The sequence below is a fragment of the Methylobacterium nodulans ORS 2060 genome, assembly GCF_000022085.1.
GTDB lineage: Bacteria > Pseudomonadota > Alphaproteobacteria > Rhizobiales > Beijerinckiaceae > Methylobacterium > Methylobacterium nodulans.
Window position 1 is genome coordinate 7,554,366 of record NC_011894.1, and the last position, 20,828, is coordinate 7,575,193.

Annotated in this window: 21 protein-coding genes and 1 pseudogene; 9 read left to right on the forward strand and 13 right to left on the reverse strand. The window is 67.7% G+C overall.

Translation table 11 applies throughout. The annotated features are described in order from the left end of the window. Positions 1–28: 28 nt before the first annotated feature. From MNOD_RS35325 to ccoS, 3 genes are read left to right on the forward strand one after another with little or no spacing between them, the layout of a single operon-like run. Positions 29–529, forward strand: coding sequence for a FixH family protein (locus MNOD_RS35325; RefSeq protein ID WP_015933757.1), 501 nt, complete (start codon positions 29–31; stop codon positions 527–529). Between the two features lie 13 nt (positions 530–542). Then, positions 543–2,819, forward strand: a complete 2,277-nt coding sequence (locus MNOD_RS35330) for a heavy metal translocating P-type ATPase (RefSeq protein ID WP_015933758.1) — start codon at positions 543–545, stop codon at positions 2,817–2,819. Beyond that, positions 2,816–2,953, forward strand: a complete 138-nt coding sequence (gene ccoS / locus MNOD_RS35335; protein ID WP_015933759.1) for a cbb3-type cytochrome oxidase assembly protein CcoS — start codon at positions 2,816–2,818, stop codon at positions 2,951–2,953. Before MNOD_RS35330 ends, ccoS begins: the two co-directional genes overlap by 4 nt. 5 nt (positions 2,954–2,958) lie before the next feature. Here ccoS and MNOD_RS35340 read toward each other — a convergent pair whose 3' ends face one another. From MNOD_RS35340 to MNOD_RS35355, 4 genes are all read right to left on the reverse strand, one after another. Beyond that, positions 2,959–4,041, reverse strand: coding sequence for an HD-GYP domain-containing protein (locus MNOD_RS35340; protein WP_015933760.1), 1,083 nt, complete (start codon positions 4,039–4,041; stop codon positions 2,959–2,961). A gap of 310 nt (positions 4,042–4,351) precedes the next feature. Further along, positions 4,352–5,074 carry a transcriptional repressor LexA gene (lexA, locus tag MNOD_RS35345; protein WP_015933761.1) on the reverse strand — a complete coding sequence of 241 codons (723 nt, stop codon included), beginning with the start codon at positions 5,072–5,074 and terminating at the stop codon, positions 4,352–4,354. Between the two features lie 505 nt (positions 5,075–5,579). Then, positions 5,580–5,915: a DUF1236 domain-containing protein gene (locus tag MNOD_RS35350; RefSeq protein ID WP_015933762.1), complete on the reverse strand. Its 336-nt coding sequence runs from the start codon at positions 5,913–5,915 to the stop codon at positions 5,580–5,582. Positions 5,916–6,139: 224 nt separating this feature from the next. Continuing rightward, the gene (locus tag MNOD_RS35355; protein WP_015933763.1) at positions 6,140–6,796 is read right to left on the reverse strand and encodes a TetR/AcrR family transcriptional regulator; all 657 of its coding nucleotides are present in this window, start codon (positions 6,794–6,796) and stop codon (positions 6,140–6,142) included. 81 nt (positions 6,797–6,877) lie between these two features. Between MNOD_RS35355 and MNOD_RS35360 the strand changes: the two genes are divergently transcribed. After that, on the forward strand, positions 6,878–7,618 hold the full coding sequence (locus MNOD_RS35360; protein WP_015933764.1) for an SDR family oxidoreductase: 741 nt from the start codon (positions 6,878–6,880) through the stop codon (positions 7,616–7,618). 290 nt (positions 7,619–7,908) lie between these two features. On the opposite strand, the gene MNOD_RS48625 is transcribed toward MNOD_RS35360, so the two are convergent. From MNOD_RS48625 to MNOD_RS35395, 8 genes are all read right to left on the reverse strand, one after another. Then, on the reverse strand, positions 7,909–8,067 hold the full coding sequence (locus MNOD_RS48625; RefSeq protein WP_015933765.1) for a hypothetical protein: 159 nt from the start codon (positions 8,065–8,067) through the stop codon (positions 7,909–7,911). 35 nt (positions 8,068–8,102) lie between these two features. Further along, entirely contained in the window at positions 8,103–9,281 is a 1,179-nt protein-coding gene (locus MNOD_RS35365) for a thiolase family protein (RefSeq protein WP_015933766.1), read from the reverse strand. A gap of 21 nt (positions 9,282–9,302) precedes the next feature. Next, a complete protein-coding gene (locus MNOD_RS35370) occupies positions 9,303–10,934 on the reverse strand; it encodes a DHA2 family efflux MFS transporter permease subunit (RefSeq protein WP_015933767.1) in 1,632 nt (543 codons plus the stop codon). Further along, the gene (locus MNOD_RS35375) at positions 10,931–12,103 is read right to left on the reverse strand and encodes an HlyD family secretion protein (RefSeq protein WP_015933768.1); all 1,173 of its coding nucleotides are present in this window, start codon (positions 12,101–12,103) and stop codon (positions 10,931–10,933) included. The genes MNOD_RS35370 and MNOD_RS35375 overlap by 4 nt, the downstream gene beginning before the upstream one ends. Before the next feature lie 13 nt (positions 12,104–12,116). Further along, positions 12,117–12,602, reverse strand: coding sequence for a winged helix-turn-helix transcriptional regulator (locus tag MNOD_RS35380; protein WP_015933769.1), 486 nt, complete (start codon positions 12,600–12,602; stop codon positions 12,117–12,119). A gap of 674 nt (positions 12,603–13,276) precedes the next feature. Continuing rightward, entirely contained in the window at positions 13,277–13,750 is a 474-nt protein-coding gene (locus MNOD_RS35385) for a DUF3597 domain-containing protein (protein ID WP_015933770.1), read from the reverse strand. 681 nt (positions 13,751–14,431) lie between these two features. Next, on the reverse strand, positions 14,432–14,656 hold the full coding sequence (locus MNOD_RS35390; protein WP_015933771.1) for a hypothetical protein: 225 nt from the start codon (positions 14,654–14,656) through the stop codon (positions 14,432–14,434). A gap of 190 nt (positions 14,657–14,846) precedes the next feature. Then, a complete protein-coding gene (locus tag MNOD_RS35395) occupies positions 14,847–15,587 on the reverse strand; it encodes a Crp/Fnr family transcriptional regulator (RefSeq protein WP_015933772.1) in 741 nt (246 codons plus the stop codon). Positions 15,588–16,001: 414 nt separating this feature from the next. Between MNOD_RS35395 and MNOD_RS47405 the strand changes: the two genes are divergently transcribed. After that, positions 16,002–16,202: a hypothetical protein gene (locus tag MNOD_RS47405; RefSeq protein WP_015933773.1), complete on the forward strand. Its 201-nt coding sequence runs from the start codon at positions 16,002–16,004 to the stop codon at positions 16,200–16,202. A 501-nt stretch (positions 16,203–16,703) separates the two neighbouring features. On the opposite strand, the gene MNOD_RS44550 is transcribed toward MNOD_RS47405, so the two are convergent. Then, positions 16,704–16,934 carry a hypothetical protein gene (locus MNOD_RS44550; protein ID WP_083786707.1) on the reverse strand — a complete coding sequence of 77 codons (231 nt, stop codon included), beginning with the start codon at positions 16,932–16,934 and terminating at the stop codon, positions 16,704–16,706. Positions 16,935–17,400: 466 nt separating this feature from the next. Here MNOD_RS44550 and MNOD_RS35400 point away from each other — a divergent pair, with 466 nt between their 5' ends. From MNOD_RS35400 to MNOD_RS49600, 4 genes and pseudogenes are all read left to right on the forward strand, one after another. Next, a complete protein-coding gene (locus MNOD_RS35400; protein WP_015933775.1) occupies positions 17,401–18,162 on the forward strand; it encodes a CDP-diacylglycerol diphosphatase in 762 nt (253 codons plus the stop codon). A 909-nt stretch (positions 18,163–19,071) separates the two neighbouring features. Beyond that, a complete protein-coding gene (locus tag MNOD_RS44560; protein ID WP_244424624.1) occupies positions 19,072–19,824 on the forward strand; it encodes a hypothetical protein in 753 nt (250 codons plus the stop codon). A 463-nt stretch (positions 19,825–20,287) separates the two neighbouring features. After that, positions 20,288–20,434: pseudogene (locus tag MNOD_RS50805) on the forward strand (HNH endonuclease); the annotation flags it as partial. Between the two features lie 30 nt (positions 20,435–20,464). After that, positions 20,465–20,770 carry a hypothetical protein gene (locus MNOD_RS49600; RefSeq protein WP_244424625.1) on the forward strand — a complete coding sequence of 102 codons (306 nt, stop codon included), beginning with the start codon at positions 20,465–20,467 and terminating at the stop codon, positions 20,768–20,770. Positions 20,771–20,828 lie beyond the last annotated feature (58 nt).

Consider the following 20,828-nt stretch of genomic DNA (forward strand, 5'->3'; position numbering starts at 1 on the left):
CCAAGGTCCCCGACCCAAGGCCCTGCCCATGTCCAGCCCCGCTCTCCCCGCCGCGCGCCCGCTCACCGGCCGTCAGGTGCTGCTGATCTTCGTCGCCTTCTTCGGGATCATCGCGGCGGTCAACGTCGTGCTCGTCACGGTGGCCCTGCGGACGTGGTCGGGCCTCGACGAGGCCTCGCCCTACCATGCGGGCCAGGTCTACAACGCCGAGATCCGGCTCGCCCGGGCCCAGGCGGCCCGCGGCTGGCAGCTCGCCGAGGAGGTGACCCGGGAGGGCGCGGGTGTCGCCGTCACGGTCCGTCTGAGCGACCGGGACGCCGCCCCGCTCTCCGGCCTCACCCTGCAGGCCCGCTTCGAACGGCCGACCGACAAGCGTCAGGACGTCGCCCTCGCCCTCACGGAGACCGGGTCCGGCACCTATTCGGGCCGAACCGAGGCCCTGAGCCCCGGCCAGTGGAACCTCGTCGTGGATGTCGCCGACGCAACCGGACGCGTCTTCCGCCGCCACAGCCGTGTCGTGCTGAACTGAAGGATCCGGCGCGATGTGCTGCACGGACACGGCGCTCGCCTATGTGGAGGCCCATGCCTCCTGGAGCGAGGCGAACACGCGGCCCTCCCTGCCCCGGGACTACGCCGCCTTCGTGGCTCGCGAGACCGACGGGACGAGCCGCGCCGCCTTCGCGGTCGAGGGCGTGCGCTGCGCCGCCTGCATGAGCGCGATCGAGCGCGGCGTCGGCGCCCTGCCGGGCGTTGCCGCGGCACGGCTCAACGTCACCGACCGGCGGCTCTCGGTGACCTGGGCGCCCGGCGCGGCGCCGGAGGTCGGCGCGGTGCTCGCCGCCCTCGACGGGCTGGGCTACCGGGGCCACCCGTTCGACCCGCGCCAGCGCCGCGACCCGGCGGCCGCCCGCGAGACGGAGCGCCTGATCCGAGCGCTCGCGGTCGCGGGCTTCGCCTCCATGAACGTGATGCTGCTCGCGATCTCGGTCTGGGCCGGCAACGTCTCCGACATGACGCCCGAGAACCGTGACCTCTTCCACTGGCTGCAGGCGGTGATCGCCCTGCCGGCGGCGGCCTATGCAGGGCGGCCCTTCTACGAGGGCGCCTTCCGGGGCCTGCGCGCCGGCCGCGTGACAATGGATTTCCCGATCACGCTCGGCGTGGTGCTGACCCTGGTGATGTCGGTGGTCGAGACGGCGATGGGCGCGGCCCATGCCTATTTCGACGGCGCCATCATGCTGCTGTTCTTCCTGCTGATCGGCCGCGTCCTCGACCAGACGATGCGCCGCCGCACCCAGACCCTCGCCGAGAACCTCGCGGCCCTGCGCAGCGAGAATGCGGCGTGGATCGGGGCCGACGGGTCGGTGCGGGAGGTGCTGCTCGCCGACCTCTCGCCCGGGGATGCGGTGCTGGTGCGCCCGGGCGAGCGGGTTCCGGTGGACGGCATCATCGCGCAGGGCCGCTCGGAGCTCGACCGCAGCCTCGTCACCGGCGAGACGGCGCCGGTGGCCGCGGGGCCCGGCGACACCGTCCATGCCGGCTCGCTCAATGCGAGCGGGGCGCTCACGGTGCGGGTGACCGCGGCGACCCGGGGCACGCTCCTCGACGAGGTCGAGGGGCTGATGCGGCGGGCGCTGGAGGCGAAGTCGCGGGCGCTCGTCCTCGCCGACCGGGCGACGCGCCTCTACGTGCCGGTCGTGCACGCGGCGGCGGTGCTGACCTTCGCGGGCTGGCTCGGGCTGGGGGCCGGGTTCCACGCGGCGCTGATGACGGCGGTGGCGGTGCTGATCATCACCTGCCCCTGCGCGCTCGGGCTCGCGATTCCGGCCGTGCAGGTGGTGGCCGCGGGCGCCCTGTTCCGCGACGGCGTGCTCCTCAACAGCGGCGACGCGCTCGAGCGTTTCGCGGCCATCGACACGGTCGCCTTCGACAAGACCGGAACGCTGACCCTGCCGGAGCCGGTCCTGGCGGGCCACTACGATCCGGCGGCGCTCGCGCTCGGGGCCCGGCTCGCCCGGTCGAGTCGGCACCCGATGGCGGCAGCGCTCAGCGCCGCGGTGCCGGACGCCCTGCCCTGTCCGGGGGCGGAGGAGGCGGCGGGGCTCGGCGTGCGGGCCATGGTCGACGGCGTGCCGGTCCGGCTCGGCTCGCCCCGCTTCTGCGCGGCCGAGGACGAGGCGGCGCAGGCGCTCGCCCGCGATCCGGAAGCCTCGGCGATCTGCCTGCGGGCCGGCGAGGCGGCGCCGGTCGTGTTCCGCGTGCGGCAGGCGCCGCGGCCGGACGCGCGCGAGGTGCTGCAGGCGCTGCGCCGGAGCGGCTATCGCGTGCTGATCCTGTCGGGCGACCGTCCGGAGGCGGTCGCCGCCGTGGCCGACGCCCTCGCGGTCGCCGAGTGGCAGGGCGGCCTCACTCCCCAGGAGAAGATCCGCCGGATCGAGGCGCTCGGGCGCGAGGGAAGCCGGGTGCTGATGGTGGGGGACGGGCTCAACGACGCCCCGGCGCTGGCTGCCGCCCATGCCTCCCTGTCGCCCGTCACCGCCGCTCACGTGAGCCAGGCGGCGGCCGACGCGCTCTTCCTCGGCCGCAGCCTCGCCCCGGTGCTTGCAGTGCTGCGCAGCGGCCGGACCGCCAGGCGCCTCATGCTGCAGAACCTGTGGTTCTCGGCCGCCTACAACCTCGTGGCGATCCCGCTCGCGGCGGCGGGCCTGCTGACGCCCCTGATCGCTGCGCTTGCCATGTCGGGCTCGTCCGTCGTGGTCACGCTCAACGCCCTGCGGGCGCGCCGGGCGCCCGCCCTGCCGGAGGCAGCACGCCGATGAACGTCCTCATCCTGATGATCCCGATCGCCCTCTTCCTCGGCGGGATGGGGCTCTGCGCCTTCCTGTGGGCGCTGCGCAGCGGCCAGTACGACGACATCAATGGTGCCGAGCACCGGATGCTCGCGGACGATTGATCCAATTAAGGGACGGCCGCGGCGGCAAGACCCATGGCGACCGGCCTGAAGGCCGCAAGGAGCTGCCTGTCGAGCTTCTGTCCCATCCGGTCCATCGCCGCCCAGGCCTCTGCGGGACCGATCGGAGCGCGGTAGGGACGCCGCTCGGTCAGGGCCGAGCAGATGTCGCAGATCGTCACGAGCCGCACGAGATCGCCGATCGCCCCGCCGCGGAGCCCGTCGGGATAGCCCGAGCCGTCGAGCATCTCGTGGTGGTGTCGCACCACGTCGAGGATCTCGGCATCGAATCCCGGCTGCCGGGCCAGCAGCGCCGCCCCGATGACCGGATGCCTGCGCATCACCGCCATCTCCTCTGCGGAGAGGCTGCTCGGCTTGTTGAGGATGGCGAGCGGGATCCGGGCCTTGCCGACATCATGGAGCAGGGCCGCCCGCACCAGCCGCTCCTGGTCGTGCCGCCGGAATCCGAGGAGCCCGGCGAAAGCGCCCGCGTAGCCGGCCACGCCGAGCGAGTGCTGGTAGACCCCGATCTCGTGGGTGCGGATGACGTCGAGCCAGGCGCGAATTCCCGCCTCCGCTATGGCCTCCAGGACGATCTCGGTGCCGGCATCGATGTCGTCGAGGCTCAAGGCCACGCCGTTCGCGGCGGCCTGGAAGAGCCGTGAGACCAGCGCGTTGGCTTCCGCGGCCTGCGCACGGGCCTGCCGCAGCGGTTCGGCCGCGCGGGCTTCCGCCTCCGCCTCGATCAAGGCGAGGAGCGTCGCCCTGAGCTCGGCCTGGGAGGCGGTGGGCGGCAGCACCTGCGCAGCGCCGAGCGCCCGCGCCCGCGCGAGGGTGACCGGGCTGAGGTCCCGGGCGAGACAGAGGCAGGGGGCGCCGCGGGCACGCACGCGGCTCATCGCGCGCCGGATCCCCGCCAGAATGGCGGCGTCATCGAGGGCGACGTCGAGCACCGCCGCCTGGAACCGGCCCGGCGGCAGGCCTTCGCCCGGGAGCAGGGCGATGCAGGGCAGAAGGCGCGCGAGGCTGCCGGCGAGCGTTCGGGCCGTCCGCGGCTCGTCCGTGATCAGCAGGATGAATCCGTCCCGCATGGCATGCCCCGCACGATCTCCCGACCCAGGAGCCGGCTCCATGCTCCTTACCGCTGATCGCCCGATCCTCGAATAGATCGGTTAAGCTTTCCCTTGAAAGAGGGCGATTGGCGCATGTGGATTGATGAGAGGCGTCGCGGAGCGGTCGATCATCGTCGGGCCTGTCCCGCCAACGCCCGATCGAGGCCGTTCCGCAACGAAGGCGTGAATCGTTGTTGCCGCTGAACTCGCTCATGACCCTGGGTAAGGATCAAAAAAAGGCCTCCGCCATGCGGAGGCCTTGGCTTACGCCCCGTTTCGGGGGCGACGTTCAGTACTTGCGGATGAGGCTCACGAGGCGGCCCTGGATGCGGACGCGGTCCGGCCCGAGCACCCGGGTCTCGTAGGCCGGATTCGCCGCTTCGAGCGCGATGGAGGAGCCGCGGCGGCGCAGGCGCTTGAGGGTCGCCTCCTCGTCATCGATCAGCGCCACCACGATGTCGCCGGTATTGGCCGTGTCCTGGCGACGAATCACCACGAGGTCGCCGTCGAGGATGCCGGCTTCGATCATCGAGTCGCCGCGCACTTCGAGCGCGTAATGCTCGCCGCCGGCCAGAAAGTCCGGCGACATCGCCACCGTGCGGCTCTGGCTCTGGATTGCCGAGATCGGCGTGCCGGCGGCGATCCGCCCCATCACCGGAATGCTGATCGAGCGTCCGTTGTCGTCGGAACCGAGGGAGGACGGCATCGGGGCGGCCTTGGCAGCCGGCGCGGCCGTCCGTCCGCCTTCGACCACGCTGGGGGTGAAGCGCACCACCTCGCCCGAAGGAGGCACCACCGCATCGGGGATCCGAATGACCTCGATCGCGCGAGCCCGGTTCGGCAACCGCCGCAGGAAGCCGCGTTCCTCCAGGGCCGTGATCAGCCGATGAATGCCTGACTTGGACTTGAGATCGAGCGCGTCCTTCATCTCGTCGAAGGACGGGGGGACCCCCGTCTCGCGCATCCGCTGCTGGATGAAGCGGAGCAGGTCCAACTGCTTACGGGTGAGCATGGGGCACTCTCTTCGCCTGCGCCGATGCGCGATACGAAACAAATCGCGAACATGTTAGGCGTTCCTCAAGTGTTCCGCAAGCGGGTGTGTCGGGTATCTCCGCGCTCGCCGGCTTTCGGCCGGCGCTTCTCCATCCGGTCAGGCCGGGCTTCCCGGGCGGGTCCAAAGCGGGATCTGAGGCATGTTCTGGCAGGCGGTGCGGAGCGGCTGGAAGCGGACGCCGACAACTTGGCCTGAAGGGCATGGAGCCGGTGCTGGCCCGGATCGGGGCCACGAATCCTTTGCCGAGAGCGATGCGGCGCCTGCGGACCTGACGATGAGGGCGGGGCGGGAACGGGATTGCTCCGGTGCCGGGCACGACGTGAATCGCGTGGCACGGCCTGGAGGCGGCCGTGACCTGGCAGCCGGACCGGGATGGCTTACGGTCGGGCCGGGGCGCGCCCGCGCTCCCGGTCCATGGGCGGCGCTGCGGCTTTACGTGGTCCGGCAGCGCGCGGGTTCGGGGTCAGTCGATGGTGGTGATGATGCGGCGGGTGCGCGGCTCGACCACGTAGATGTCGTCGCCCGACGTCACGTAGCTGTAGCCCTTCAGGCGCGGGCTCTCCTCGATCACGGTCGGGGGCAGCGGATGAAGGTCGATGTCGGCCGGGAGCGTCGAGCCGACCGTCACGCGTTCCCGAATGCGCACGGGCGCCACGCGCTGCTCGGTGACGTACTTCTTGATGATCACGCGCTGAGGCGGGGCAATCTCGACCGGCTCCTCGGTGATCGTGACGGTCTGCGCGAGAGCGGCCCCTCCGATTAGGGTCAGAGCTGCTGCAGCAGACAATGCGCGCTTCATGAGCACCTCCAAGTTGAACAACCGTTCATCTTTCCCAAGGGGGAATGCGAGGTCGTTCAACGGTGAGGGTGTCCTCTTGTTCCGAGGGGCGTGGCTGGCCTGTGCAAGCGGCGAGGCGCCGGTGGACGGTGGCGGATTCAGGATCGTGGCCGTGGTCGGCGAGGCGGAGCCCGCCCTGGCCGCCCGCCCTGGCCGCACCGCGCGGCCAATGGCCCGAGTGTCCCTCAGCCCGCGACGCGCGCATCCCACCCGGCCATCATCATCCGAGCCACCGCTTCCAGCTCGGCCCGGCTCGCGCCGTCACGCGCCTGGAGTGACATCCCGCCCTGGACGGTGAGGACGAGGCGGGCGAGCGCGCCGGTGTCGAGCGATTGCGGCAGCTCGCCCTCGGCCGCCGCGCGGGCAAGCCGCGCTTCGACCCGTGCCAGATTGCGGGCGCGCGCCGCGTGCACGAGATCGCCAAGCTCGGCGCTTCCCTCGCCGCCGACGGCCGAAAGCGTCACCATGCAGCCGAGAGGGTCATCGCGCCCGCACGCCTGCGTCAGGGCGGCGGCCGTGTCCATCAGGAGCGCCTCGACCGCGTCGCGCGCCGTGGCAGCCGCCGCGAAGTTCCCCCAGACGCGGGGCTCGTACTGCTCGCCGTAGTGGCGCAGCGCCTCCGCGTAGAGCGCTTCCTTGGAGCCGAAGGCCGCGTAGAGGCTCGGCGAGCCGATGCCCATGGTCTCGGTCAGGTCGGAGATCGAGGTGGCAGCGTAGCCCTTGTGCCAGAACAGGCGCATGGCCTGCGCGAGAGCCGCCTCGCGATCGAAGGCGCGCGGGCGGCCACGGCTCCTGGACACCGTCGCACGCTTGGCAGACGGGGTGCGGGATGAATTCTGCATCGTTCGCTACATAAATTGCTTGACGGCTGGCCGCAACGCTCATATGCATTTCTGTGTCGATCACTACAGAAAGGCTGAGCGATGGTTGAGCTGACAGGCAAACGCGCCCTCGTGACGGGCGCCGCGCGCGGCATCGGCGCCGCAATCGCTGGCACCCTCGCCGCGCGAGGTGCGGACGTCGCCATCACCTACGAGCGGTCGGTGGAGCGCGCCGCCGAGGTCGTGCGCGCCGTCGAGGAGCAAGGGCGACGCGGCTTTGCCATCCAGGCCGACAGTGCCGATCCTGCGGCTGTGAGGCGCTCGGTGGACGAGGCGGCCTCGCAACTCGGCGGCCTCGACATCCTGGTCAATAATGCCGGCATCGCGCGCGGCGGGCCGCTCGCGGAGATGAGCCTCGCCGACATCGATGCCATCCTGGCGGTCAACATCCGCTCGGTCGTGCTCGCCTCGCAGGCCGCGATCCCGCACCTGAAGGAGGGCGGCCGGATCATCTCCATCGGCTCTTGCCTGGCCGAGCGGGTCGCCTTCGGTGGGGTGACGGTCTATTCCATGTCGAAATCGGCCCTGATCTCGTTCACGCGGGGCCTGGCGCGCGAGCTCGGACCGCGCGGCATCACGGTCAACCTTGTCCACCCGGGCCCGACCGACACCGACATGAACCCCGCGGATGGAACCCAAGCCGACGCGCAGCGGGCGCTGATCGCGCTCGGCCACTACGGGACCGCGGACGATGTCGCCGCAGCGGTCGCTTTCCTGGCCAGCCCCGCCGCCCGGCAGATCACCGGAACGGGGCTCACGGTCGACGGCGGCGTGAACGCCTGACGGTGCATGCGGCGCGAAATCTCTCTGGCCTAAATCGAACCTGACCTGCGTGGCAGCCGCTCTGCTCCTCATGCTGAGGTGTTGGCGATCGAAGATCGCGCAGGCTGCCTCGAAGCACGCCTGAACGTTCGTCCAAGATCAGGGTGAGCAGGAGCACCGGTCCGGGGTGCTTCGAGGCTCCGTGCGATCTTCGATCGCCAGGAGCACCTCAGCATGAGGACCGGTGGGGCTGCCATCGGGGGCCTTGCGGTCGGTTTCATCCGTTAGGGGCGGCTCGACCGGTGGTGAACTCAATCGAAGCTGACCTGCGTGGCAGCCGCCCCGCTGCTCATGCTGAGGTGGGCCGGCTCGTCGGCTCTTGCGTCGGCTTCCGCGCGGAGGGCGGCCGATGGTCCCGCCGGAAGGCGCATCACCTCCGCGCCCCGGCCGATGCGGAGGCGGACCGCCATCGGCGGTCCGCTGCCGTGAGTTGATCCCGGGCGCCTCAGAGCGCTTCGAGCGCCAGCGCGATGCCTTGGCCGCCGCCGATGCAGAGCGTCACGACGCCCCGCCGAAGGCCGTCACGGCGCATGGAATGCAGCAGGCGCGTGGTCAGGACGGCGCCCGTCGCGCCGATCGGGTGGCCATGTGCGATCGCGCCGCCCTCGACGTTGATGATGTCTTCGGGCAGGCCAAGCTCCTGGGCCACGGCCAGCGGCACGGCCGCGAAGGCCTCGTTGATCTCGATCCGCTCCACCTGCGCGAGCGTCCATCCGGCGCGCTCCATCGCCCGGCGGATCGCCGGCACCGGTCCCAGCCCGAACAGCCCCGGTTCGACGGCGGCGATGCCGTAGGCGACGAGCCGGCCCAAGGGGGCGATGCCTCTCGCCTCGGCGGTGCCGCGCGCGGCCACGATCATCGCGGCGGCGCCGCTGTTGAGCCCCGGTGCGTTCCCCGCCGTAATGGTCCCGTCCTTCCGGAAGGCCGGCTTGAGCCTGGCGAGGATCTCCATCGTCGTGTCGGGCCGCGGCGCCTCGTCGGTCGCGAAGGTCTCGGGGCCCTTGCGGCCCTTGATCTCGACCGGGACGATCTCGGCCTCGAACGCTCCCGCGGCCTGAGCCGCCGCGAAACGCTGCTGCGAGCGGGCGGCGAAGCGGTCCTGCGCCTCGCGGGTGAGCTGGCAGCGTGCGGCGAGATCATCCGTGTGCCAGCCCGAATGCTCGCCCGAGAAGGCGTCGTTCAGCCCGTCCGTGAGCATGCTGTCGAGGATCTGGGCCGGCCCCATGCGGTAGCCCCAGCGGCCGCCCTCCAGCAGGTACGGCGCGCGGTCCATGTTCTCCATGCCGCCCGCCACCGCGATCTCCACCTCGCCGCTCACGATCTGCTGGGCCGCCGTGACGATCGCCTGCGCGCCCGAGCCGCAGACACGGTTCACGGTCAGCGCCGGCACCGAGACCGGCGCGCCGCCGCCGATCGCGGCCTGCCGGGCGGGATTCATGCGGTTGCCCGCCTGGACCACGTTGCCCATCACGACCGAGCCGACCTCGGCGGGATCGAGCCCCGCGCGCCGCAGGGTCTCCCGGACGACGACGGCGCCGAGATCGGTGGCGGGAATGCCCTTCAGGCTGCCGTTATAGGCTCCGATCGCGGTGCGCACCGGCTGGCACAGGACGATGTCTGTCATGCTTATCTCCTCGGGTCGCGCTCAATGCGCATCGGCGGAAGGGCCCTGCGGCGGCGCCACCTTGCGCATCAGCGGCACCAGCGCAGTGGCGAGGGCGAAGCAGGCGGCGATCGCCAGGAAGGCGTCGGCGTAGGTCATCGTCTGCGCCTCGCGGTAGGTGAGCGACCAGAGCTGGCGAAGACCGGCCGCCTGCCCGTGGGCGGCGTCGCCGAGGACGATGGTCGCGCGGGCGCTGATGCGCCCGAGTGCGTCCGTCATGCTGGCATTCGCTGCGGTCAGGTGCTCGGCGAGGCGCAGGAAGTGCAGGTTGGTGCGGTCGTTCAGGATCGTGCCGCAGGCTGCGATGCCGATCGCGCCGCCGAGGTTGCGCATCAGGTTGAACAGGCCCGAAGCGAGCTTGAGCTTGGCCGGGGGAAGGCCGCCGAGCGTCAGCGTGACGGTCGGGGCGACGGCGAATTGCTGGGCGAAGCCGCGCAGCGCCTGGGGCCAGAGGAGTTCGCGCCAGCCCCAATCGTGGGTGATGGGCGTGAACGACCACATGCTGAGCCCGAACAGGGCGAGGCCGAACATCATCAGCCAGCGCAGGTCGAAGCGCTTGGCGCACAGCGTGTAGGCGGGGATCGCCATCACCTGGAACACGCCCGTGGAGAACACGGCCAGTCCGATCTGCAGGGCCGAGAAGCCCCGCACCCGCCCGAGGAAGAGCGGCGTCAGGTAGATGGTCGCGAAGATCCCGACGCCGGTGACGAACGAGAAGAGGCAGCCGAGCGCGAAGTTGCGGCTCTTCAGGGCCGTCAGGTCGACGACCGGATGAGCGTAGGTGAGGCTGCGCCAGACGAAGGCGATTCCGGTCACGAGCGCGGTGATCGCGCAGAGGCGGACCGCCTCGTCGTCCAGCCACTCCCAGCGCGGGCCTTCCTCAAGGGCATATTCGAGGGTGCCGAGGAACACGGCCATGAGGGCGATGCCCAGGTAATCGGCCTGCCGCAGCAGCGAGAGGTCCGGCTCGTCGATGCGCACCAGGAGCGGGACGACGACCGCGACGAACACGCCCGGCACGAGGTTGACGAAGAACAGCCAGTGCCAGGAGTAGTTGTCGGTGATCCAGCCGCCCACCGTCGGTCCGAGCGTCGGCGCGAGGGAGGACAGGGCACCGATGGTCGCCGCCGCCACCACGACCTTGCGGCCGGGGAAGAACGCGAAGGCGGTGGTGAACACGGTCGGGATCATCGAGCCGCCGAGGAAGCCCTGGAGCGCCCGGAACACGATCATGCTGCCGATGTCCCAGGCCCAGCCGCAGAGCAGGCTGGTCGCCGTGAAGCCGACCGCCGAGACGCAGAACAGCCAGCGCGTCGACATCACCCGGGCGAGGAAGCCCGAGAGCGGGATCACGATGATCTCGGCGATGAGATAGCTCGTCTGGACCCAGGCGACCTCGTCGGGGCTCGCCGAGAGCCCCCCGCCGATGTCCTTGAGCGAGGCCGAGACGATCTGGATGTCGAGGAGCGCGATGAAGAAGCCGACGCACATCGCCGCGAAGGCGAAGATCTTCTGGCCCTCCGTCAGCTGGCGCGGGGGCGAGATCGATCCGCCTGCGGCACCGGCGCGGCGGGGCGCGGCTGCGCCGGGCCGGAGAGCGAGGGCGGCGCTCACCGCGTCGCCTCCCCGATGACCATCCTGGCCGCCCCGGGGCGGCCGTCCGCGGGCTCTGCCGCATCCGTCCCGCCGCGCCGGTCCACGGTGGCGGTGACCGACAGGCCCGGGCGCAGCTTGCCGAGGCGGGCGCCCTCGCCGTCGAGGCGGATGCGCACCGGCACGCGCTGCACGATCTTGGTGAAATTGCCCGTGGCGTTCTCGGGCGGCAGGATGCTGAACTGAGCGCCGGTGGCGGGAGCGAGGCTCTCGACATGGCCGCTGAAGGTTTCGTCCGGCAACACGTCCGCGACCACCGAGACGCGCTGGCCCGGCCGCATCCGGGCGAGCTGGCTCTCCTTGAAGTTCGCGTCGACCCACAGCCCGTCGGCCGGGACGAGCGAGACGAGGCTCGCGCCCACCGTGGCGTAGGAGCCCGTCCGGGCGCTGCGGTTGCCGACCACGCCATCGACGGGAGCCCGGACCTCGGTATAGCCGAGGTTCAGCCGCGCGATGTCCTGCTCCGCCCGGGCCTGCTCCCGCGCCGCCCGCACCTGACGCGTCTGCGTGTCGATGACCGCGAGCTGCCGCTCGGCCGCATCCAGGGTGGCATGCGCCTTCTCGACGGCGGCGGCGGCCTTCTTGTGGTCCGCCTCGGCCTGCTGGAAGCGCTGCTCGGACGCGTACTGATTGGCCGAAAGCTGGCGGTAGCGGGTGAGATCGAAGGCCGTCCGGGCGGCCTCGGCTTCGCTGGCGGCGAGGTCGGCGCGGGCCTGCGCGATCACGGCCCGCTGCAACGCGCGCGTGGCCTCCAGGTTGGCGAGCGCGGCGTCCTGCCCGGCGACGGCCGCCTCGGCGCGGGCCAGGGCGGCCCGGTAGTCCCGGTCGTCGATCCGCAGCAGGAGGTCGCCGGCGCGGATCCGCTGGTTGTCGCCGACCGCGACCGCGGCGACGAAGCCCGGCACCTTGCTGGCGATCACCGTGACGTCGCCACCCACATAGGCGTCGTCCGTCGTCTCCAGGAACCGGCCCGTCTCCCACCAGTAGCGGCCGTAGAGGCCCGCTCCCAGCAGCGCCGCGAGCGCCGCGAGCGGGATGAGGCGCCGCTTCCAGGCCCGCGGCGACGCGACCTGCGGCAGCACCGGCTCGCCGCTCGCCGTAAACCTGTCGACCGTGGCGGTGCTGCTCATGGTTCTCGTCCCGCTACAGATTGATGCCGTCGCCGAAGCGCCGGCGGAGCCGCGCATCGGCCGCAGGGCCGGGCACGACGCGCACGCCCTCGGTGAGAAGCCGGCCGGTGCGCCGGTCGACCACCACGGGGTCGACCAGTTCGCCCGTCTCCGGCTCGACGAGCTCGACGCTGGCGCCTTCCGGCGCGAGGTGGCGGTTGCCCCAGGCCAGGAGGGTCCAGAGGACGGGCCGGAAGTCGCGGCCCTTCTCGGTCAGCACGTATTCGTGGCGCGGCGGGCGCTGCTGGTAGAGCCGCCGCTCCAGGAGCCCGGCCTCGACGAGGGCCTTCAGACGCCGGGTGAGCATGTTGGGCGCGATGCCGAGGCTGGTCTGGAACTGCTCGAAGCGGGTCAGGCCGTAGAAGGCATCCCGCAGGATGAGAATGCTCCACCACTCCCCGACACGCTCGAGGCTGCGGGCGATGGGGCACTGCATGTGGCCGAAGGAAGCGCGTTGCATGGCGATCTAGATAGCGCAGTAACTATCATGATGCAAGTGACATTCGACGGCGTCGCGAGGCTTTCTGTTGCCGGGCTTCGTGTCCGGAGGTGCAAGGCTGGATGGCAGTGCGAGCGGAGGCCCGCATCCCTGGCTTGGCCGCGGCGATGCCGCCTGGCACTGCGCCTCCCCCACCCGGGCGCATGCCGCCCCCGGCGGATACCCGCAGCAGGATCCCCAGGGACAACCCTCCTTGTCTTCGGCGGCAGGTCTCGGGCGGCATTCGCGAGGATGTCGGCGGGGCGCCGAACCGGTCGACCGCGACGAGGGCCGACGCGACTTGCTGCAGGGCATGTGCGTTTTCGCACCGCGGCAACGGTCGGCACACGGTAGACCGGTACTGCCCTTCCAGGGCGTTTCCTCCCTAGACTTCGGGCCGCTCGCAAGGGCGGCCTTTTTGTATCTGGCATACGAGGCTGCGAAGCGCGTGGGCCGGACATGCCGGCCACGGATGCTGGCCGGTGCAGGGCGGCGGTCCGGCGATCCACCCGTTTGCAGAGCAGCCGGGCCGTCGCTCCGATGCGGAACCGGGCTCGACCGGCGATGGCGCGGCCCCGGCTGAATCGTGCGGCTCTTGATGACAGGCGCCCGGCAAGGTGCTGGCCCTCGCCGGGTGCTCTGCCGTACGGTCGACCTCAGGCGTGCTTCAGGTCGTCCGGCACCTTCCCGCCATTCTCGGCAAGCTTCTGCATCACCTGCTTGTGCAGCCAGACGTTCATGGTGGCGGTGTCGTCGGTGTCGCCGCCGTAATGAAGCTCCCGCGCCAGCTCTTTGCGGGCCGCCAAGCTGCTGTCGAGGCCCAGGAGCTTCATCAGATCCACGATGGAGCGCTTGTAGTCCAGCTGCTGGCCGGATTTGGCGGCGAGGTCCTGCAGCACCGCGCCCACGTCCACGGTGGCCGGGGTGCCGGCGGTCGGGTTGTTGGCAACGGGGGATGGCGCACCGCTCATGGACGGGGCCGCTGCGCGGCTCGCGGATCCTGAAGGCCCTCCGGCTCCGGTGCTTCCTCCTGCCGTGACGTTCGGGGTCTCCGAGGCGTGAGGCGCCGCGGCCTGAGCGGTCGCCGGTCCCCCGAAGATCTTCGACATGATCGAACCAAAGATGCTCATTGCGTCCTCCTCCGGGTGCTGCCATCGGTGCGGCGACCAACGGCGGCCTCAAGAGGGGGTTCCTCGGAGCGGGTCCCTCGGAATCTTGGCTCGGGGCTTGGCTCGGAGTCTTGGCGTCACGCCTTCCCACCCTTCGGCAGCCTGAGCCGCGTCAGCCCGGGCGACAGGTCCGGCGGCCTTCGCGGCCCTTCGAGCTCCGGGTGCCGAGCCTTGCAACGGGGGACGGATCGGCTCGTCTCCCGCCCTCTCGGGAGGTGCCGCCACGGGCTGTCATATGCGATCCGATCCAGCATCGTTCCGGCGGCATCTCAGTTGCCACCGGCCGGGCCGACCCTGACGGAAGAAACCTGAGGCGGCCGCAAGGGCGCTCCCTCTGGCAGCCAACCCCGGCCCTCATGCTGAGGTGCAGGCGATCGAAGATCGCTCTGCCTCGAAGCACGCCTGACCGCTGGTCCGAGGCTCTGGTGGATGGGAGCACCGATCCGGCGCGCTTAGAGGCGCGCTTCGCGCGCGCCTCAGCATGAGGAGCGGGGCGGTCTCCACGCCGGTCGGTTTCTATTTTGGGCCGATCTCCGCGGCCAGCCGTGCGAACCTGTCGGAGCCTTGCCGGTGAGGACAGGGCGGGCAGGCGATGCGAACGACCACATCCGGGAGGCCGGCATGCGGGGCTCGGGCGGCCCGTCAGGCGTGGTCCAGGCGCCTTCCGAGGCGGCCCTTGGCGATGAGGCGGCTGCGCTCCCGCGTGCGTCGCTCGGCCTCCAGAAGGTCGGCCAGGGCATCCGTGACGGCGCATCTGAGGGCCAGGGCAGGGTCGCCAGCGGTCATCGTCAGATAGGCCGCCACGATGTCCTCGACGGGGCACGAGGTGGACGCTTCAAGGCTCCGGGGTGTCCGCGCTTGCGCCATGGAATGTCCGTCCGACTCAGGTTGGAACAAAACATGAACACGCCACGAGGCCGATGGTTCAGTCAAGCGCGTCGCGATGAGGGGGGCGGACGAGGGGCAGGGCGGGCTCCGGGGAGCTTCTGCCCCATCGAGCGAGAGCCGGAACCTCGGTGCGGTCCTTCCCCCGGAGCGGTCGGACAGGGGTGTTTCATCACCCGTTGGTGGCGTCGAGGTGTGCGCCCTCATGATCGAGATGGAGATAGTTCGTGTTGAACTGTGCTGCATCCATCAGCGCATTGAGGTTCGGGATCGTCAGGGTCTTGCCTTTGAGGATGACCAGTCCGCTGGCGCGGAGCGCTTGCAGGGTTCGGTTCACATGAACCGCCGAGACGCCCACGATATCGGACAGTTCGGATTGGGTCATGGGCAGGTCTATGCTGCATCCGGATGTCAGCCCCACGCTCCGCATCCGGATGAACAGCTCGCAGAACAGGTGAGCAATGCGCTCATCCGTGTCGCGTCTGCCCAGACTGACGATCCACTCCCGCTGAATCGCTTCCCGGACGAGTGACTCCCACCATAGCGCGTACATGATGCGAGGTTGGGCAAAGGCGATCTCGTTGAATGTCTCGGCCGAGATCTGTGCCAAGGTGACATCGGTAATGGCGGCGATGGAGTGGTCCATCTCACGCAGGATGAAGATGCTCAGGTCGCAGAAATCGCCGGGCAGAAAGAGTCCGACGATCTGACGGCGGCCATCCTCCAGCAGCTTGTAGCGGCAGGCCCAGCCTGAGAGCATCAGTCTCAGCACCTTCGGCGGCTGACCCTCGTGGACGATGTCGGTGTGAGGACCGAACCCTCGCATCTGCTCGGAGGCGAGGCGATCAAGCGCGGCTTTGTCCTCGCTGGAGAGCCGGACAAAGTGCTCGAGCTTGCTGGTCAGCGGGTTCATCGTATCTTGGTCACGGTTCCCGCATCGGCTACGACGGCTCGGCCGGTGACATCATGAACGCAGCGATGCGGCAGTGGATTGGGACGTCGCAGCTTCGCTGTTGTTCGCCGCGCTCCAATTCTTTCAGCCATCTAGCACATTGAGCCTCATCGGCGATAGTGCTCGCCAGATGAGCTCGCCGATTTGTCTGCCATCGTACAAACATATGTTATGTCTGCCTGCAATGAATGGCAATTGCAGAGCCTGGCGTTGATATTGGTTAATGCTGCTTCAGATTTGTCATTGCATCGTATTCGTGGCTGACCAGAATTGACCTGGCTTGCCATATGCTATTCTTGTCTAAGAAAATTGATAGTCAAAGGGAGGGCGAACTTGATTGGATCTGGACATCATCCGGCTTGGGTGAGGCGTATCATGCACCGGCAACTCAAACGGTCGGGCAATGACCGCGTCGTGCGCTGGATTGCCGCGAGACCGATTGGTTTGCGACGGGGCTGCGCATCGAAAGGCGTCTGTGGGCCGCAAGCCGACCTGAGCCGCGTGATGGGTTTCGAGCCTCGTTCCATCCTCGAGCAAGACAACGTGGCCGCGCTCGAAGCGGCGGCGAAAACGTGATCCGCGGTCCAACGCCACTCGCGCCGATGGCCAGCCAAGCGCCTGCGCAGGACGCTTGGCGGACACGCCGGAGCTTTCCGAGGGAGCGCGTTGAGCGTCTGCAGCCTCGGCGAATTGCTGCGCTGGCGGAAGGGTATCCAGCCAACCGCCTGAACTGGCAGCCCTTGCTCGTCTCGGACATGCCAGAGCAAGTCGTACATTCTACCTCCCAGTGGCCGGGATCCTGCTGCCGGGAGCGATAGGCGGCCCGCTCGTATGCGAAGATGAGCGCTCGAATGGACGCATCCTTGCACCCGCCGAGAGCCGTCCTGATCCTCGAACCGTTGTCTTCTACCAACGGTCATTGAAAATGACCGTTGGTTTCGCTCTCGAATTTTCGCCGAGCCAAAGGCTTGGCATAGAAAATTCGAGACGGGTCAACGGCCCGCTGCGTCAGCAGCCTGGGCCGTCGGTATTCGACGTCAGATCAGCGAAGGTGTCGAGAGCCCGTCAGACGGCTCGTCAGTGCGTTCTTCGCTCCACTCGTATGATGCGACGGGCCCTGTCCCAAAGCTCCACCGCATTTCTGTCGGCGAGAGAGCGAGCGCGCATGAGCGCCTCGATATCGTCAGACGCAACAATATCTTCAACGCCGATGATGCGATCGTCGCTGCCGAGCAGGTATGCCCGATATACCGGGCCATCATCATGCGAAGAGCTGGAAATAATTCGCTTGGATTGATCTCGGGACATGTGCTGTCCCTCCCCACCGATGGCGCCATTCGTCGCCTGCCCGGTGACGCAACCAGTATCCCTCATTTCAAGGCCGAAAGCGAGGGGCTTCGGGCAACATGTCGACTTTCGCGTCACGTCTTCGTGTCGACTTGGTAGTTTCGAGTACGCTGTATGCCACTGCCGTATACTGTATTGTTCGCAGATCTGCTGCGGCGGGAGCGGGCACCGGAGCGCTTCCCGCCGAAGTGGAGGCCGGTTCGGCGCAGACAATGCGGCAAACTCAAAGACCTGGAGCAGAAGCCGGTCCACAGTGAATGGATTCTGCTCTAGGCACTCCTTGGTGCTACGCAGGATGCCACAGCGATCGGCCGCCTCCTGCCCTGTATGACGAGCGGGTTGGAAGCGACCGATTGAGGCGCGCCATGCGGCTTCTTCCCCCGGGCTGTGGCCGCGTCCCGAGATCACCTCGTCAGGGAGAGGCAGCGTGCCCTTCAGCATCCGCGCTGTTTTCGGGTCTCTCGCGGCCCTGGCGGTCATGGCCACCGCCGCTGAGGCGCTCCCACGCGACTCACTCTGGCTCGTGGTCCGCTCGTGCCTTGGCGCCGAGCGGCTGACGGGCTTGCCGTTCCCATGCGTTCTGGTGAAGGCAGGAGACAGGACGGATCCCGGCTACGTCCTGGTCCGACCTCCCGGGGCGCGCAGCCACGTCCTGGTGGTCCCGACAACGCCCATCATCGGAATCGAGGCGCCGGCCCTTCAGTCCGCCCAGGGATTCGCCTACTGGCGAGCCGCCCTGGACTCGCGCCGATATATCGTCGATGCGCTGAAAAGCCGATTGCCGTTGAGCGACGTCGCCCTGGCGGTGAACTCGAAAGGCGGCCGATCTCAGGACCAACTCCATATCCACCTGGATTGCGTGGACCCGAGCGTCCGCGCGACTCTGGACGCCCGCTCCGGGCTGATCGGGAGCAAGTGGACGAGACTGCCCTTCGGGCTCGAAGGAGACCACTACTATGCCCTGAGGGTCGGCGCGATGAATGCGCGGGACTTCAACCCGTTCGCGGCTCTGGCGCATCTCCCTGCCACGCGAGGAGGCTTGAGCGCCACCAGCCTGGCTGTCGTAGCGACCTCCCCGAACGACCCGCATCCGGGCTTCTACATCCTTGCCTATCAGGCGCCCCGTGCTCACGCGGAGGCGCTCCTGGACCATCAGTGCGAGATCGCCTCGCAGGTCGCGAAGCGGTGAGGCTCGCTCACAGGCGCCCTCCTGAGCGCCGCTCATGCCTGTCGAACAGGCTCGGCATCCGACAGGTGGGGCTCATAGGCGCACCAGTTGCACCGGCTCGACGGATTGGCGGAGCAGGTATTCCGCTGCGAGCAGACGGGGCAGACCATCAGCGAGATGCGGCGGCCCGACACGACCGCCAAGCCGCGCCCTCGAAACGTGACGCGACCCTCGATCTCGGCGCTACGCTCGGCGACGCTTCGCATGTGGGTTCCCGGACCTCCGATCCCGAAGCCGCGGGCGATATATGGCAGTGCACAATCTATATGTCGACTAAGTTTTTGCGCTGCGGCGCGTGTCCCGCGGCGCCGCGACGCGCCCTTCCGGGCGAACCAGCTCCCGTTCGGGGGCGAGGGCTCGGCTCCGGAAGATCATCGGAACGGCCCCTTGTGGCGGCAGGGCGCCGAGAAACAGCAGAGTGCCGGATCCTGCTGGCGACACTCGCATTCTCAACGAGGCTGGTGCGGACGGCCGGAGACCCTCCGTACCAGAGCACTTGCTTGAAAACGTTGATGTTTTTCGGTGCCTTCAGGAGCCCTTTGTAGCGCCTTTTGTAGTGGTTGGCGAGTGCAGGCAGAGCGCCTGACGCGGGATCGACGGACGGAACGAGGCACTTGCGTCTCCCACGAAATCCCCTTCTGCGCACTCTTGGCTGTTTGCCTGTGGACCGCGCACGCTCGTTGCCGCTCTGCCATTGGCAGTCCGTTAACATCACGATGTGCCGTGATTCGGTTGGTGCTTCACCGTGCCCTATCATAGCTCGTCCAGGCAGTATTCGATGCGGAAGTGTGCGGCATGTTGTTCAGTGAGCGATATCTCCGGCCTGAGGCACTCCAAGAGGACTTAGCCCGGATGCGAGTCCAACTGCACATGCTTTTCGAGGAATTCATCTCCGAACAGGCGGCGGAATCCATTGTAAAGAAGCTCAGGTTTAAGAGCGGGGCTACCGTACCAAATCGGTGGGGCTATGCCTGGGAGGAGTTCTTTGAGAATGGAGAACTACGGGACATACTTGACTTGATAACAATTACGAACACTGTTCTAGCGCAAAGAGAAAATGCAGGAGCGGCCGAAGTTTGGCGTAAAGGTGTTCAGGCAGTCTTTGACTCTCAGAACGCAAAGTACAGAATCACACCTGGCGGATCGGTGGTCCTGCGGGTAGATGAGAATTTTGAGACTGAAAGGGCTTCAACTTTGGCGGGGCTTGAGGATAAACGTTACTCGGGTGCCCGGATTGAGTTCATAGATGCGTATAAGGCTTTATCAGCTACCGATCCAGACGGTAAGCGCGCCGTTCGTGCTGTTTTTGAGGCTTGCGAGATTGTCCTCAAGCTGACGTTTCCAGGCGCTCGGCGACTTGCCGCACCTGAACTTGGACAGCACTTATCGCCGTTCGTTGCGCGCTATTATGCTTCTGATGCGCCGGCTCAGGACTCTGCAAACAAGCTCGTACAAGGCTTTACGGATTGGGTTGCTGCGGCACAGTTCTATCGTCACGGACAGGGACAAGAGGAGCCGAATCAGCCCCCATTAGAATTAGCGGTCTTGTTAGTTAGCACAGGGGCATCCCATCTTCGCTGGCTTATCCAGCTTGATAAGGCGAAGCTTGCCTCCGGCGGTTAAGCGTGAATGGCGGGCCCAGCTCAAGCCCGCCTTCTCTAGTCGTTCTTCTGCCGTGGAGCGGGAGCGAGTTAGGCACCCTTCACTCTGATGATGCCAGCCGCAAGAGCCGCCTTGAATCACGAGCCCTGCCACCTCTGCGAGTCGTTCGCGGAGCCGGAGCGCGGCGGATAAGGAACGACTTGCAAGAGCCCCGCAAGCCCATAGGGCGGGCTGCACTCTCTACCTCTTTGGAAGCCTTTGTTCCTCTATCTTAAGCAGATAGCATTCTAGTTCGAATCGCAGCAAGCAGGCTGCTGGATTGTGCTGGCATAAATTTTAGCACAGTGAGGGCGAAGATATAATGAAAAAGCCTGGCAACATTCTGAGCAGAACCTCCTCAATTACAAACAGCTTTGTCCAAGCGATTATACCTGTCATTGAACCTTCGGCTGAGGAGGTTGAGGAGGCACTGGCGATACTTGGCATGACGCCTTCAACGAAGTCGTGCTGCTACTGCGGCGATAGCTCTACAACCATGGATCATTTCCATCCGTTGGTGCGAGACAAGAGGCCGACGGGCTACATTCACGAGGTAAGAAACCTCGTGCCATCATGTAGCCGGTGCAACTCCTCGAAGGGTCCAAGAGAGTGGCGATCGTGGATGGTAGGACCTGCGAAACATTCGCCAAAAACCAGAGGGGTTTTTGACCTCGAAGAGCGTGTCAGACGGCTCGATAAGTTCGAGAAGTGGGGTCAGGTGACACCCCGTCCCCTTGAGGAGTGGGCCGGAATTGACGTGTGGAACACCTACTGGAAAAAGCTCGATGCTGTGATTGAAAAAATGAAAGAAGCGCAAAATTTCTCTTTGATCGTGAAGAAAAATATCATCCGCAGCTTCCATGAATCTGGGGTACGCAGGCCGCAGATAAAATTCGCTTCTGAGGTAGGTATATCGATCAAGGACTAGAGGGCAGAGGGGGCAGGCGATGCAAACCGCCATTTAGGGGAACGATGCTTGTGTGCAG